The 15,535-nt window shown below is 72.7% G+C and carries 10 protein-coding genes; 7 read left to right on the plus strand and 3 right to left on the minus strand.

Annotated features, from left to right (window positions below):
• The first annotated feature begins 8 nt into the window (after positions 1–8).
• From AB0P24_RS21985 to AB0P24_RS21995, 3 genes are all read left to right on the plus strand, one after another.
• Positions 9–695, plus strand: coding sequence for a 2-phosphosulfolactate phosphatase (locus tag AB0P24_RS21985; protein WP_365796441.1), 687 nt, complete (start codon positions 9–11; stop codon positions 693–695).
• Positions 696–806: 111 nt separating this feature from the next.
• Positions 807–3,353, plus strand: a complete 2,547-nt coding sequence (locus tag AB0P24_RS21990; protein WP_365796443.1) for a SpoIIE family protein phosphatase — start codon at positions 807–809, stop codon at positions 3,351–3,353.
• Between the two features lie 80 nt (positions 3,354–3,433).
• Positions 3,434–6,172: a SpoIIE family protein phosphatase gene (locus AB0P24_RS21995; protein WP_365796445.1), complete on the plus strand. Its 2,739-nt coding sequence runs from the start codon at positions 3,434–3,436 to the stop codon at positions 6,170–6,172.
• Positions 6,173–6,421: 249 nt separating this feature from the next.
• On the opposite strand, the gene AB0P24_RS22000 is transcribed toward AB0P24_RS21995, so the two are convergent.
• Complete coding sequence (locus AB0P24_RS22000) at positions 6,422–8,257, minus strand: glycoside hydrolase family 15 protein (protein ID WP_365796447.1); 1,836 nt, start codon at positions 8,255–8,257, stop codon at positions 6,422–6,424.
• A gap of 130 nt (positions 8,258–8,387) precedes the next feature.
• On the opposite strand from AB0P24_RS22000, the gene AB0P24_RS22005 reads away from it, so the two are divergent.
• From AB0P24_RS22005 to AB0P24_RS22020, 4 genes are all read left to right on the plus strand, one after another.
• Positions 8,388–8,594 (plus strand): hypothetical protein, encoded by a 207-nt coding sequence (locus tag AB0P24_RS22005; protein ID WP_365796449.1) that lies wholly within the window; start codon positions 8,388–8,390, stop codon positions 8,592–8,594.
• Between the two features lie 168 nt (positions 8,595–8,762).
• Complete coding sequence (gene sthA, locus AB0P24_RS22010) at positions 8,763–10,166, plus strand: Si-specific NAD(P)(+) transhydrogenase (protein WP_365796451.1); 1,404 nt, start codon at positions 8,763–8,765, stop codon at positions 10,164–10,166.
• Between the two features lie 295 nt (positions 10,167–10,461).
• On the plus strand, positions 10,462–11,934 hold the full coding sequence (locus AB0P24_RS22015; protein ID WP_365796453.1) for an APC family permease: 1,473 nt from the start codon (positions 10,462–10,464) through the stop codon (positions 11,932–11,934).
• Between the two features lie 11 nt (positions 11,935–11,945).
• Complete coding sequence (locus AB0P24_RS22020; RefSeq protein ID WP_365796455.1) at positions 11,946–12,905, plus strand: hypothetical protein; 960 nt, start codon at positions 11,946–11,948, stop codon at positions 12,903–12,905.
• 42 nt (positions 12,906–12,947) lie between these two features.
• Here the strand turns inward: AB0P24_RS22020 and AB0P24_RS22025 are convergent, their stop codons facing one another.
• Both AB0P24_RS22025 and efeB read right to left on the minus strand, forming a co-directional pair.
• Positions 12,948–14,111: a HoxN/HupN/NixA family nickel/cobalt transporter gene (locus AB0P24_RS22025; protein ID WP_365796457.1), complete on the minus strand. Its 1,164-nt coding sequence runs from the start codon at positions 14,109–14,111 to the stop codon at positions 12,948–12,950.
• A 148-nt stretch (positions 14,112–14,259) separates the two neighbouring features.
• Positions 14,260–15,531, minus strand: a complete 1,272-nt coding sequence (gene efeB, locus AB0P24_RS22030; RefSeq protein ID WP_365796459.1) for an iron uptake transporter deferrochelatase/peroxidase subunit — start codon at positions 15,529–15,531, stop codon at positions 14,260–14,262.
• Positions 15,532–15,535: the final 4 nt, after the last annotated feature.

Consider the following 15,535-nt stretch of genomic DNA (forward strand, 5'->3'; position numbering starts at 1 on the left):
ATGGGGGGATGCGGGCCACGTTCACCGGTGTCGCCGGTCTGTCCCCGACGCCCGAAGTCGCCGTGGTCGTCGACGTGATGCGGGCGTTCACCGTGGCGGCCTGGGCGTTCGGGCGGGGCGCCGAGCGGATCGTGTTCGCCGAAACCCTGGACGGGGCGCTGGAGCTGAAGGCCCGTCACCCCGGCTGGCTGGCCTTCCAGGACGGTCCGGTGGTGCCGGGTTTCGACCTGGCCAACTCGCCGGCCGAGCTGCGTTCGCTGGAGGTCGCGGGCCGCACGGTCGTCCAGAAGACCACCGCCGGGACGACCGGGGCGCTGGCCGCCGCCGGGGCCCGGCTGCTGCTGTGCGCGAGTTTCGCGGTCGCCGGGGCCACCGCCGCCGTGCTGCGGCGCGAGCGGCCCGCCGCGGTCACCTTCGTGGTCACCGGGGAGGACGGGCGGGCCGAGGAGGACCTGGCGTGCGCCGAGTACATCGCCCAGCTGGTGGCCGACGACTCCGTCGGGGCGGAGCCGTTCGTGGAGCGGGCCCGGAACTCCGGCGGGGCGGCGCGGCTCGCCGAGGGGCTGCGGCTCGGCTGGGAAGGCGTCCATCCGGAGGACGTGCCGCTGTGTCTGGAGACGGACACCTTCCCGTTCGCCATGGTGGCCGGCCGGGAGGACGGCCACCTGGTGCTGCGGCCGGTGGACGCGGGCTGAGCCGGTCGGCGGGGCTGAGCCGATCCGCGCCGCGGAGGTGCGTTTCCGGGCCGTCGTGGCGCATTCTTGCTGTGTCACCCACCCGGCGGTGCGCGGACGAGGCAGGACCCGATGACTGGGAGCGGCGAGCACGTGGGCCGGGCGCGTGAGCGGCTGACCGCGCTGCTGGTCGAGGCCTCGACCGGCGCCCTGGGCGCGGCGGGCGGCCACGTGGCCGGTGTGTACCTGCGCTCCGGCACCCCCGGGCTGCTCCGCCTGGCCACGCTGGTGGGGCTTCCCGGCCCGCTGTTCAGGCCCTGGTGGCGGCTGCACGTGGACCGGCCGTTCCCGGTCGCGGACGCCTACCGGCTCGGGGTGCGGGTGGTGCTGCCCAACGCCACCGAGATGGTGCGCCGCTATCCCCAGTTCGCGGCGGGCCTGCCGTTCCAGTTCGGGTCGGTGTACACGCCCGTGCCCGGCGCGGAGCCGTCCTTCGGGGTGCTCACCGTGCTGCTTCCCGGTACCTCGGACACCGTGGACGAGCTGCCCGACCTGGACCGGCTGGGGCGGCTGGCCGAGACGCTGGGAGCCGGACTGCGCGAGCTGGTGGCCGAGGAGGGCGACGCGGCGGTCGCCTGGGAGGGCGAGCCGGTGTGTGTACGGCCGCCCGCGACGCTGCCGGGGGCGGCCCGGGTGGGCCGGTTCACCTGGGATCCGGCCACCTCGGCGGTGCGCGCGGACGACCGGCTGCACGCCCTGCTCGGCATGGCGCCGCGCGACGTCCCCCATACCGGCGCCGAGCTGGCCGCGGCCGTGACACCGGACGACGCCGACGCCGCCGACGCCGACGCCGTGCTGGCCGCGCTGCGCCGGACCGCGGCCGGCAAGCCGCCGCACGTCCCGCTGCGGGTGCGGGCCGCGGACGGCGCCCCGCTGCTCCTGGAGCTGTGGCCGCCGCCCGGCGCCGCCGGGCCGCCCCTGGTCGCCGGGATCGTCGTCGACCCGGGCGCGGCCGCGGCCGCCGACGCGGCGGCCGATCTGCTCCCCCAGGGCGTCTTCTGCCTGGACCGGTCCGGGGTCGTCCGCTATGCCAACCCGGCCGCCGTCCGGCTGGCGGGCCGGCCGCGCGCCGAGCTGCTCGGCCGGCCCGTGTGGGAGGCGATGCCGTGGCTGAGCGGGCCGCCCTACGACGACCACTGGCGGGGCGCGCTGCTCGCCCGTGGCCCGGTGCGCTTCCAGGCCCGCCGCGGGGATGCCGCCGAGGGCGGCCTGCTCGCCCTGTCCGTGCACCCGGGCCCGGACCTGATCACCTGCACGGTCGACCCGGCCAGCCCGATCGACCCTGCCATGCGCCTGCCCAGCGCGGCCGGCCCGGACACGCCGGCCGGACCCGGCACGGCGGCGGGGCACGGGCGGCCCGGCGGGCCGGGCGGCCCTTCGCTGGCCCCGCTGTACCGGCCCATCGCCCTGGCGATCGCGCTGACCGACGCGGTGACCGCACGGCAGGTGTCGGCGGTGGTGACCCAGGAGTTGCTCCCGGCGTTCGGCGGCGGCCGGCTCGCCATCTACCTGCTCCAGGACCGGCATCTCTACCTGGCCTGGGAGAACGGCTTCCCGTCCGGCTTCCTCGCCCCGTTCGACGGAGTCGGTCTGGACGCCCCCATCCCCGGCGTCGAGACCCTCACCAGCGGCAGGCCGCTGTTCTTCGAGTCGATGCGGCAGCTGGCGGACTCCTACCCGGGCCTCGCCCTCGACGCCGACGTGGGCGCCCGCGCCTTCCTGCCGCTGATCGCCTCCGGGCGCCCGGTCGGCACCTGCATCCTCGGCTTCGACGTCGAGCGCGGCTTCAGCACCGAGGAGCGCACGGTCCTCACCGCGCTCGCCGGCCTGATCGCGCACGCGATGGAGAAGGCCCGGCGCTACGACAGCGAGGCCGCCCTCGCCCGCGGTCTCCAGCAGGCGCTGCTGCCCCGCCGGCTGTCGGCGCACCCCCAGGTGGAGACCGCGGGCCGGTATCTGCCGGGCACCCAGGGCATGGACGTGGGCGGCGACTGGTACGACGTCGTCGGGGCGGGCGACGGCCTCGCCCTGGTCATCGGCGACGTGCAGGGGCACGGCGTGCAGGCGGCCGCCACCATGGGGCAACTGCGCAGCGCGGTCAGGGCGTTCGCGCTCAGCGACCGGCCGCCCGACGAGGTGCTGAGCGGCACCAACCGGCTGCTCATCGACCTCGACCCGGGGCAGTTCGCCAGCTGCTGCTATCTGCGTCTGGACCCCGCCACCGGGCGCGTCCTGATCGCCCGGGCCGGTCATCCGCCGCCCCTGCTGCGCGCCCCGGACGGCCGCACCCGGGTCCTGGAGGTCCCCGGCGGTGTCGTCCTGGGCGTGGATCCGCGGGCCCGGTATCCGGTGACCGAGCTGGAGCTGGCGCCGGACGCGATCCTCGCCCTGTACACGGACGGGCTGGTGGAGCGGCCCGGCGCCGACATCGACGAGGGCATCGCGGCGCTGGGGGCGGCCCTGGCCGAGGCGGGGGCGGCGCCGGGGCGGCGCGGCCCCCGTACCCTCACCGGGGTGGCCGACCGGCTCACCGCCATGGCCCGGCACGCCACCGACCGCCCGGACGACGTGGCGCTGCTGCTCGTGATGCGCCGCCCGGGGTCCGCGGACCGGGGATGATCGGGGCACAACGGGGTATCGAGCCGGTTGCCCCGGGGGGACGCTCGCCTCGCGGGGCCCGGCAGTGTAGACATGGGCTCATGGTCCGTCAGTCCGGCCGGTCCGACACTCGGCCGTCCCGATCCGGGACCCCGCGCGCGCCGCTCGCCCGGCGGGAGCGGGAGCCCGGCGGGCCCGGGCGCATCCGGTCCGGGCGGCTGTGGTCGGCGCTGAGCGGCCGCAGCGTGGCCGGGCAGGTCTTCGTGCTGCAAGTGGCGATCGTGCTGCTGCTGGTCGTGTCGGCCGTGGTCGCGCTGGTGCTTCAGGAACGGCACAACAGCACCACGGAGGCCCGCAACCGGTCCCTGGCCGTCGCCCAGACCTTCGCCGACGCCCCCGGCACGGCGGCGGCGCTGCGGCTGCCCGATCCGACGGCGGTGCTCCAGCCGCGGGCGGAGGCCGCCCGCAAGGCGACCGGCGTGGACTTCATCGTCGTCATGAACACCGAGGGGATCCGGTACACCCACCCCAAGCCGGACCGCATCGGCAAGAAGTTCGTCGGGACCATCGGTCCGGCGCTGGCCGGCGGGAACGTCACCGAGACGGTCAGGGGCACCATCGGCGAGCTGGTGCAGGCCGTGGTCCCGGTCCGGGACGCGAACGGCACGGTGGTGGGCCTGGTGTCGGCCGGCATCACCACCGCGCACGTGGGCGGCACCGCCGACCAGCAGCTGCCGCTGCTGCTGGCCGCGGCCGCCGCGGCGCTGGCCCTGGCGACGGCGGGCACGGCGCTGGTCAGCCAGCGGCTGCTGCGCCAGACGCACGGTCTCGGCCCGGACGAGATGACCCGGATGTACGAGCACCACGACGCGGTGCTGCACTCCGTACGCGAGGGCGTGCTGATCGTGGGCGGCGACGGCCGGCTGATGCTCGCCAACGACGAGGCCCGGCGTCTGCTGGACCTGCCCGCGGACGCCGAGCGCCGGCGGGTCGTGGACCTCGGCCTGGACGCCCAGACGTCGACACTGATCGCCTCGGGACGGGTCGCCACCGACGAGGTGCACCTGGTCAAGGACCGGCTGCTGGCCGTCAACCAGCGCCCCATCGAGGTGCGCGGCGGCCCGCCCGGCAGCGTCATCACGCTGCGCGACTCCACGGAGCTGCGCGCCCTGTCCGGGCGCGCCGAGGTGGCCCGCGAGCGCCTGAACATGCTGTACGACGCCGGGGTGGGCATCGGCACCAGCCTGGACGTCACCCGCACCGCCGAGGAGCTGACGGAGCTGGCCGTGCCGCGGTTCGCGGACTACGCCACCATCGACCTGTACGACGCGGTCCTCAAGGGCGAGGAGCCCAAGCCCGGGGACGCGCTGCGCCGGGTGGCGTCCGCCGGGGTCCGCAAGGACGCCCCGCTGTACCCGGTCGGGGAGCGGTTCGAGTTCGTGCCGTCCTCGCCGCAGGGCCGCTGTCTGGAGACCGGCGAGTCCGTCGTCGAGCCCCGGCTGCGGGACGCGCCCGGCTGGCGGGCGCAGGACGTGGAACTGACCGGGCGGATTCTGGAGTTCGGCATCCACTCGCTGATCACGGTGCCGTTGCGGGCCGGGAACCTGGTGCTGGGGCTGGCCAACTTCTGCCGTTCGCAGAAGGCCGCGCCGTTCGACACCGAGGAGCTTGCCCTCGCGGAGGAGCTGGTGGCGCGGGCCGCCGTCTCCATCGACAACGCCCGCCGCTACACGCGCGAGCACAGCATGGCGGTGACCCTGCAACGCAGTCTGCTGCCGCGCAGCCTGCCCGCGCAGAGCGCCCTGGACATCGCCTACCGCTATCTGCCGGCCCAGTCGGGTGTGGGCGGCGACTGGTTCGACGTGCTGCCGCTGTCCGGGGCCCGGGTGGCGCTGGTGGTCGGGGACGTGGTGGGGCACGGGCTGCACGCGGCGGCGACCATGGGGCGGCTGCGCACCGCCGTGCACAACTTCGCGGCGCTCGACCTGCAGCCCGACGAGCTGCTGGGCCTGCTGGACGAGTTGGTGAACCGTATCGACCAGGACGAGACCCCCGCGGACGGCATGGCCACGATCACCGGGGCGACCTGCCTGTACGCGATCTACGACCCGGTGTCCCGGCGCTGCACGGTGGCCCGGGCCGGTCATCCGCCGCCGGCGCTGGCCAGACCCGACGGCAGCGTGGAGTTCCCGGACGTGCCGGCCGGTCCGCCGCTGGGGGTGGGCGGGCTGCCCTTCGAGACGGCCGAGCTGGAGCTGCCCGAGGGCAGCAGTCTGGTCCTCTACACCGACGGGCTGGTCGAGGACCGGCGGCGGGACATCGACGAGGGCCTCGAACTGCTCGCCGGCGCCCTGGAGTCGGCGGCCGGCAGCACCCCCGACGACACCTGTGCGGCCGTGCTGGAGCGGCTGCCGGCCCGTCCCGGCGACGACGTGGCGCTGATCGTCGCCCGCACCCGGGCGCTCGGCGCGGACCGGATCGCCGAGTGGCGGGTGCCGGCCGATCCCGCGGCCGTCTCCGAGGTGCGGGCCAAGGTGACCCGGCAGCTCGCCGACTGGGACCTGGACGGGCTGTCGTTCGCCACCGAGCTGATCCTCAGCGAGCTGGTCACCAACGCCATCCGGCACGGCCGGGCGCCCATCAGGGTACAGCTGCTGCGCGACCGGACGCTGATCTGCGAGGTCTCCGACGCCAGCACCACCTCGCCGCACCTGCGATACGCGGCGAGCACCGACGAGGGCGGCCGGGGCCTGTTCCTGGTCGCGCAGCTCGCCGAGCGCTGGGGCACCCGCTACACGCCCGCCGGGAAGGTCATCTGGGCGGAGCAGCCGCTGTCCTGACCCCTCGCCCCGTCCGGGTCCCGGGTGCGGTCGAAGGCGGTGACGCGGGGGCGGCTCCGGGGCCGTGGACGGCGCCGCGGCACAGCACCCGGAGGTCGTGCGCGGCCCGTTCGTGCGGAGCCGTCGGCGCCTGCGCCGCCGGCGCGGGCAGCGTCACCGGCGCGCCGTGCGTGTCTCGCGTCCGTCTGCGGCACGGGGACCTGCGTGACGCCGAGCACTGGGCCGGCCTGGTGACCGCGTGACGAGCTCTCAGCCCAGCGCGCGGTCCAGGTTGAAGGCGGCACTGATGAGGGAGAGATGGGTGAACGCCTGCGGGAAGTTGCCCTGTTGCTCGCCGGTGCGGCCGATCTCCTCGGCGTACAGGCCGAGATGGTTGGCGTAGGTGAGCATCTTCTCGAAGGCGAGCCGGGCCTCGTCCACGCGTCCGGCGCGCACCAGGGCCTCCACGTACCAGAAGGAGCAGATGGAGAAGGTGCCCTCGTCACCGCGGAGTCCGTCGGGGCTGGCCTGCCGGTCGTAGCGGTAGACGAGGGAGTCGGAGACCAGGTCCTCGGTGAGGGCGTCCAGGGTGGACAGCCACTTGGGGTCGGTCGGGGCGATGAACTTGGCCAGGGGCATCATGAGGACCGAGGCGTCCAGGACCTCGCCGCCCTCGTGCTGGACGAAGGCGCGGCGCCGCTCGGACCAGCCGCGGTCCATGATCCGCCGGTAGATGGTGTCGCGGCACCGCTGCCAGCGTTGCAGTTCGGCGGGCAGGCCGCGCCGGTTGGCGAGGCGGATGGCCCGCTCGACGGCGACCCAGCACATCAGCCGGGAGTAGAGGAAGTTCTTGCGGCCGCCGCGGGTCTCCCAGACGCCCTCGTCGGGCTGGTCCCAGTGATCGCAGACCCATTCGACGAGGCGGGTGACGTCGTCCCACTGGGCGCTGGAGATGGGCTCGGCCCACTTGTCGTAGAGGTAGATCGAGTCGATGAGGGCGCCGTAGATGTCGAGCTGGAGCTGCCCGGCCGCGCCGTTGCCGATCCGGACCGGGGCGGAGCCGCAGTGGCCGTCCAGGTGTGTCAGTTCGCGTTCGGGCAGGTCGGTGCGGCCGTCGATGCCGTACATGATCTGCAGCGGGCCGGAGGCGAAGCTGTCGCCGGGGCTGATGTAGGTGGTCACGAACTTCATGAAGGCCGCCGCCTCGCTGCTGAAGCCGAGCCGCAGCAGGGCGTAGACGGCGAAGGCGGCGTCGCGGATCCAGACGTAGCGGTAGTCCCAGTTGCGTTCGCCGCCGAACTGCTCGGGGAGGCTGGTGGTGGGCGCGGCGACGATGGCGCCGGTGGGGGCGTAGGTGAGCAGCTTGAGGGTGAGCGCGGAGCGGTGCACCATCTCGCGCCAGCGGCCCCGGTAGCGGGACTGGTGCAGCCAGCGGCGCCAGTAGCAGACCGTGGTCTCAAACTGTTGTTCGGCTTCGACACGGGCGCAGCCGCGCGGGGCGATGCCCTCGCCGGCCTGGTCGAGGGCGAAGACGGCGGACTCGCCCTCGGAGACCTTGAAGTCGGCGCAGGCGTCCGGACCGTCACCTTCCAGGGCCACCGTGGAGGTGAGCAGCAGGGCACTGTCCGCGGACTCGAAGAGGGCGGTGCCGTCGAGCAGGCGCAGGGTGTGCGGGTCGGCGCCGTAGTTGAAGCGGGGGGCCACCCGGACCCGGAAGGGCACGGTGCCGCGCACGCACAGCACCCGGCGGATCAGCCGGTGCCGCTCGCACTCGGCCGAGTCGCTCGTCACCGGCATGAAGTCCTGGACCTCGCCGACACCCTCGTCGGTGTAGAACCGCGTGATCAGCACGTTGGTGTCGGGGAAGTAGAACTGCTTGGTCCGGGCCGGCAGGGCCGCGGCCAGGGCGAAGAACCCGCCGCGCTCGGCGTCCAGGACGGCGGCGAAGACGCTGGGGGCGTCGAAGGACGGGCTGCAGTACCAGTCGATCGTGCCGTTGCTGCCCACCAGAGCCACGCTGCGCAGATCGCCGATCAGCCCGTGTTCGGCGATCGGCAGGTAGCGGGGGCTCCCGGGCGCGTTCTGGTGGAAGGGCTGCTCGGCCATCGTGACGGCCTCCCCGGTACGGATGTACGGTCACCATACAGCCCGAAAGGGGCGAATTGCTTCCCGGGATGCGCGGTGCGGCCGGGCGGGCAATCGTGAGAGTGTGCACCCGCTCCGCGAAGGAGGGACCATGTCGACCTCAGAACCCGAAGCGTCCCGGTCGCCCGACGACCGTGCCACCCCGGACTCCCTGCTGCACAGCGCCCCCGGCACCGGGGTGGCGCCCGAAGACCTGGTGATGGCGTCGGGCCGGGACGTCACCCCGGCCACCCTCGAATGGGCCAGGAAGAAGATGGAGCGCGAGGGACCGAACTGCATCGAGCGGCTCCTGCCCTGACCGGGGCCGCGGGCGTGCGCGAGGGTGCCGGCGCCGCCGCACCCGTCCCGGCGGCCGAGGTGGCGGCCGCCGGGAGACGCCCAACAGCCCAGGTCCGTACCGGATTTCACGCGAAGGTTGCCCGTTCACCCTTTCGAAGCGGGGGCGGCTGCTGACAGACTCCACAGGGTGCCCGACTTCGACATGCTCGTCATCGGTTCCGGACCCGGCGGTCAGAAGGCCGCCATCGCCGCGGCCAAGCTCGGCCGCCGGGTCGCCGTCGTCGACAGCCCCGACATGGTCGGCGGGGTGTCCATCCACACCGGGACCATCCCCTCGAAGACCCTGCGCGAGGCGGTCCTCTACCTGACCGGCCTGACCCAGCGCGACCTGTACGGCCAGAGCTACCGGCTGAAGGAGGACATCACCGTCGCCGACCTGACCGCGCGCACCCAGCACGTGGTCGGACGCGAGGTGGACGTCATCCGCAACCAGCTCTCCCGCAACCACGTCACCCTCTGCTCCGGCATCGGCCGGTTCATCGACCCGCACACCGTCGCCCTGCGCGAACCGACCGGCAACGAGAGGCTGTTGAGCGCGGAGCACATCATCATCGCCACCGGCACCCGGCCGGCGCGCCCGGACAGCGTCGAGTTCGACGGCAGCACCATCATGGACTCGGACAACGTGCTGTCCCTGGAGCGGGTGCCGCGCTCCATGGTCATCGTCGGCGCCGGCGTCATCGGCATGGAGTACGCCAGCATGTTCGCCGCGCTCGGCAGCAAGGTCACCGTCGTCGAGAAGCGCGCCGCCATGCTCGACATGTGCGACGTCGAGGTCGTGGAGTCGCTCAAGTACCACCTCAGGGACCTGGCCGTCACCTTCCGGTTCGGGGAGACCGTCGCCGCCGTCGAACGGCACCCCCGGGGCACGCTGACCGTGCTGGAGAGCGGCAAGAAGATACCGGCGGACACGGTGATGTACTCGGCGGGCCGCCAGGGCCTGACCGACCGGCTGGATCTGGACAAGGCGGGCCTGTCCGCGGACCGGCGCGGCCGGATCACGGTGGACGAGCACTTCCGCACCGAGGTGCCGCACATCTACGCCGTCGGCGACGTCATCGGCTTCCCCGCGCTCGCCGCGACCTCGATGGAGCAGGGCCGGGTCGCCGCGTACCACGCCTGCGGGGAGCCGGTCGGGCAGATGGACAACCTCCAGCCCATCGGTATCTACACCATCCCCGAGATCAGCTTCGTCGGCCGGACCGAGGACCAGCTCACCGAGGACTGCGTACCGTTCGAGGTCGGGGTGGCCCGCTACCGGGAACTGGCCCGGGGCCAGATCATCGGCGACTCGCACGGCATGCTCAAGCTTCTGGTCTCCCCCGAGGACCGGCGGCTGCTCGGTGTGCACTGCTTCGGCAGCGGAGCGACAGAACTCATCCATATCGGTCAGTCTGTGATGGGCTGCGGCGGCACGGTCGACTATCTGGTGGACGCGGTGTTCAACTACCCGACGCTCGCGGAGTCGTACAAGGTCGCGGCCCTGGACGCCACCAACAAGCTGCGGCAGCTCGACCGGCTGGAGGACTGAGGGGGCGACCTGACCACTGCTTCCGGTGTGACGGTTTTCAGCCTCGGGCGGCATATGTGATTACCGGACGGTCAGCTTGAAAGGCTAAAGAGTGCCGCTATAGTCACACCCACACACGCGGTGTGACCGTTCGCCGACTCTGGGCACGCGGCCTTCACCGCCCCTTTCTCCTTCCGACCGGCCCCCTGCTCGAGGCCATCCCTCACCGGGTACGGGGCGGGTCGTGCACCCCCCACCCGTACCACCGCGGGTCTGCACTCCCGTGCGCCCTGCACGACCGGAAAGCAGCACAACCATGAGCAACATCAGGGGCAGAGGGCTCCAGGCCAATGCCCTCGGCACGTTCGACACCGTGGTCATGGCCGTCGCGGGCAGTGCCCCCGCCTACTCGCTGGCCGCGACCACCGCGGTACTGGTCGGGGCGGTGGGGCTGGCCAGTCCGGCCGCCCTGCTGTGGTGTGCGATACCGATGCTGGGCATCGCGCTCGCCTTCAGCTACCTGGGCCGCATCGACGTGAACGCGGGCGCGAGCTACTCCTGGGTGGGCCGCACCCTGCATCCCTTCCTGGGCTTCGTCAGCGGCTGGGCGCTGGTGGTGTCCGCGACCATCTTCATGGTGGCCGGCTCCCTGCCCGCCGGGTCCATGACGCTGTCCCTGTTCGACGCGGGCCTCGCCGACAACGTGGCCCTGTCCACGGTGGTCGGCGCCGCCTGGTTCCTCATCATGCTGGCGGTGGTGCTCGGCGGCGCCCGGCTCACCGTGCGCGCCCAGTTGCTGATGTCCGGCATCGAGCTGGCGATCCTGCTGCTGTTCGCGGTGCTGGCCCTCTTCCACACCGGCAACGCCCGCACCTTCGACTGGTCCTGGCTGGGCTTCTCCCACTTCGACGGCGTCTCCGGGTTCGCCTCGGGCGCGCTGATCGCCGCCTTCTACTACTGGGGCTGGGACGTCACCAGCAACCTCAGCGAGGAGACCCGCAACTCCCGCCGTACCACCGGCCTCGCGGGCCTGATCGGCGTCGGCATCGTCTTCGCCCTGTTCGAGGTGTTCACCATCGCCGTGAACGTCATCCTGTCCTCGGACCAGATCGCGGCGAACGACGCCAACGTACTGGGCGTGCTGGGCGAGGAGATCTTGCCGGGCTGGGGCGGAAAGCTGCTCGTCGTCGCCGTGATGCTGTCCACCATCGCCACCCTGGAGACCACCCTCATCCAGGTCACCCGCTCGCTGTTCGCGATGGGCCGTGACCGTACGATGCCGACGGCGCTGGGCAGGGTGCACCGCACCTGGAACACCCCGCACGTGGCGATCGCCGTGGTGGGCGCGGTGGCGCTGACCCTGTTCATCGCCTCCAACGCGCTGGGCTCGGTCGGTGAGATCCTCTCCGACGCCATCTCGGCGATCGGCCTGCAGATCGCCGTCTACTACGGCCTCGCGGGCCTCGCGGTGGTCGTCGCCTACCGCAAGATGCTCTTCAAGTCGGCGGGCAACTTCCTGTTCGGCGGGCTGTGGCCGCTGCTCGGCGCGGCGTTCATGTTCTGGATCTTCGCCGAGTCGCTGGGCGAGCTGAGCACCGCCGCGATCTCGATCGGCATCGGCGGTCTGGCCGTCGGCCTGGTCCCGATGCTCTGGTACTGGAGGCAGGGCAGCGACTACTACCGGCCGGCCAAGCTGGACGCCGCCCGTGCGGTGGCGGCCGACTACGTCCCCGACGACCACGTGACCGCGCAGGCCCAGGCTTACGAAGGCCTCCCCACCGATTTCTGAGGTACGAGCCGATGGCGCGCGACCGCTTCGTCCCCGACTTCGACCCGGACTGCGGGGACGAATCCCTCACCTCGGCCCGTCAGGACATCGTCATCGGCCGCTGGCAGGGCCTCAGGGAACTGCTCCGGGCCACCGGCCCCGACTGGCTGGCCCGGGGGCACCGGGTACGGCTGCTGGCACAGGCCTGCGCGGGCAACTCCACGGCCGAGTCCTGGCTGGCCGCCGAGCCGCACGGCGCCGACGCGCTGATGCTGCGGGCGGCGACCGAGACGGCCCGGGCGTTCACCCTGGCCATCTCGGCGGGCCGGGGTGTCCCGATCGACCGGGCCAGGATCGACACCGCCGTGCTGGCCTGCCTGGCCGCCGCCGACGCCTTCCCACAGGACCCCACTCCCTGGGTCTCCCTGATCTCGGTGGCCCGGCTGTATCCGACCGGGGTCCGCCGGCAGGAACTCGCCCGATGGTGGGACGAGTTGCACCGGCGCGACCCGTACAACGTGGAGGGCCATCTCCAGGTGCTCCACTACTACTCCGCGCGCTGGCACGGCACGCACGGCCTGATGTACGACTTCGCCCGGGACGCGGCCGGGGTCGCCCCGTCGGGGTGCCCGCTGCCCGTCCTGGTGCAGTACGCCCGCGTCGAGGAGTTCCGGTACGCGCTGGACGCGGCGCAGGGACAGCAGAACACGGTCGCGCTGAGCCAGCACTGGAAGCACGACGGCGCGGTCAGCGACGTACGGCGCACCTGGGAGCGCTGGATCGCCCAGCGCGGCGAGGCTCCCGTCGCCCCCGGCGAGCTGCGTGACCTCAACTACCTGACGCACGCGGCCTGTCAGGCGGGTGTCACGGATCTCGCCACGGCCCTGCTGCGGCTCCAGGGGCGGCGCGCGACCCGCACCCCGTGGTCGTACACCGGCGACGCGGAGAAGCAGATCGTCAAATGGCGGGCGGACCTGAAGGTACGGGGCTGACGACGCCGCCGCTCCCCCGGCCCGCCCGGCTCAGCCCCCCGCTCAGCCCTCGGTCTGCTCGGCGGGCGCGGGGGCGAGGCCGGTGGTCCACTTCTCCTCGATGCGGCCCGCCTTCCAGATCAGCAGGGCGATCACCCAGGTGGCGAAGAAGAGGCCGACGATGACGAAGCCGACGGTGTTGAGGTCGAGGCCCGAGATCCAGTCCCAGAAGGCGCCGTGCAGGTCCATCTTGTCGGCGAGGAGGCCGAGGAGTTCCACGGTGCCGATGATCAGGGCGACGGCCACGGACAGGCCGGTGATGGTGAGGTTGTAGTAGACCTTGCGGACCGGCTTGGAGAACGCCCACTCGTAGGCGAAGTTCATGAACGAGCCGTCGATGGTGTCGAGGAGCGACATCCCGGCCGCGAAGAGCACCGGCAGGGTGAGGATGGCGTACCAGGGCAGCCCGGAGGCGGCGCCGGAGCCGGCCAGGACCAGCAGGGCGATCTCGGTCGCGGTGTCGAAGCCGAGCCCGAACAGCAGGCCGAGCGGGTACATCTGCCAGGGCTTGCTGATCGAGCCGGTGACCCGGCCGAGGAAGCGGTTCATGAAGCCGCGGTTGTTCAGCTGGGTCTCCAGCGCGGCCTCGTCGTAGGCGCCGGAGCGCATCTGCCGGAACACCCTCCAGATGCCGGCCAGGATGACCAGGTTGATGCCGGCGATGAGGTAGAGGAAGGTGCCGGAGACCGTCGTACCGATCAGGCCGGTGACCTCGTGGAGGTGCGAGCCGTCGTCCCGAACGGGTCCGGCCAGGGTCCTCATGCCGAACGAGAGCAGCAGGGCGAGCCCGAAGACGATGCTGGAGTGGCCGAGGGAGAACCAGAAACCGACCGACAGCGGCCGCTGCCCCGCTCCCATCAGCTTGCGGGTGGTGTTGTCGATGGCCGCGATGTGGTCCGCGTCGAAGGCGTGCCGCATGCCGAGGGTGTAGGCGGTCACGCCGATGCCTATGCCGAAGGACTCGGTGCCCACGCTGAAGTGCTGCGGGGCGATGATCCCGACCAGGGTGCCCCAGCCGATGACGTGGAGGGCCAGCACGAAGCCGGCCATCCCGCCGACCCTGATCCACTCCTGGCGTGTCATGGAGCCTCGGACACGACGCCAGGCCGAGCGCTTGGTCTCGGCCTGGGCGGGGAGGGACGGAGCGGAGCCAGGGGCGGCCGTCATCGGGAGGCGACATCCTTCGGTCGGGCGACGGGCAGCTGCCGGCGGCAGCCTTGTGCCATCTTCCCGTACTTGCACATCGTTCGCAGTAGCGCCCGCACCAGGCCTTCACCAAGAGAACGTCATGAGAAGGTAAAGCCCGGCCTGCCGGTCAGGCCGCCAGCAGCCCGCTCCCCAGCCAGTCCCTGGCGTTCTTCGCACCGGGCAGGGCGAAGAAGTAGCCTCCGCCGGTCGGCGAGATGTAGTCGACGAGGGGCTCGTCGATGAGCCGGGTCTGGGTGGCCTCGAACTGGCGCCGGACGTCCTGCTGGTAGCAGCAGAAGACCAGGCCCATGTCGAGGTTGCCGACGCTGTCGATCCCCCGGTCGTAGTTGTAGCCGCGGCGCAGGATGCGGGAGGCGTCGGTCTTGGCGGTGCGCGGGTTGGCGAGCCGGATGTGGGCGTCCAGCGGGATGGCGTTGCCCTTCGGGTCCTTGGCGTAGTTGGGGATGTCGGTCTCCTTGGCACCGTCCAGCGGGGCGCCGGTGTCCTTGCGGCGGCCGAACATCAGCTCCTGCTCGCTGAGCGAGACCCGGTCCCAGAACTCGACGAGCATCCGGATGATCCGGATGACCTGGTAGCTGCCGCCCGCCGTCCAGGCCGGCTCGCCCTGCCCCTCACCGACCCAGATCAGCCGGTCGGTCTCCCGGGCCGAGGTGACGTCCGGGTTGGCGATGCCGTCCTTGAAGCCGAGCAGGTTGCGCTGGGCGCCGGTCGGCCGCGGGGCGTTCTGGAAGCCGTCGATCCGCCACTTGATCTGCATGGCACCACGGGTGTGCCTGGCGATGTCCCGCAGCGCGTGCAGCACGGTGTCCGTGCTGTTGGCGCAGATCTGCAGCGAGAGGTCGCCATGGCATTCGGCGGCCCTCAGGTTGTCGTTGGGAAAGGTCCGCATCGGGGTCAGCCGGGCCGGCTTCGCCTTCGCCAGGCCGTAGCGGTCGTCGAACAGGGAGGCGCCCACGCCGACGGTGACGGTCAGCGCGTCGGAGGGGACCTCGGGGCCGAGGATGCCGTTGTCGGCGGGCGGCGCGCCGACGCCGAGGTCTTCGGGGGCGCCGCCGGAGGTGAGGAACCGGGCCCGTGCGGTGATCGTCTTCAGCAGGTCGGCGAGCTCCTGCCTGCTGTCGGCGATGACGTCGAGGGAGACGAAGGTGGCGGCGGCCGGGGCCGGGGTGAGGATGCCGGCCTGGTGGGCGCCGTGGAAGGGGACCTTCGTGGTGCTGCTCGCGTCGGCGGCCCCGGCCTCGGCGGTGCCGCCGGCCTGGCTCAGCGCGAAGCCGCCGCCGGCCAGCACCGCGCCCGCGGCCCCGGCGCCCAGCGCGGTCCGCACGAAGGAGCGGCGGCCGGCGCCCACCGGGCAGGACGGGGTGTCGGCAGCGGACATCGGA

This window comes from Streptomyces sp. NPDC086519, from assembly GCF_040686075.1.
Classification (GTDB): Bacteria; Actinomycetota; Actinomycetes; order Streptomycetales; family Streptomycetaceae; genus Streptomyces; species Streptomyces shenzhenensis.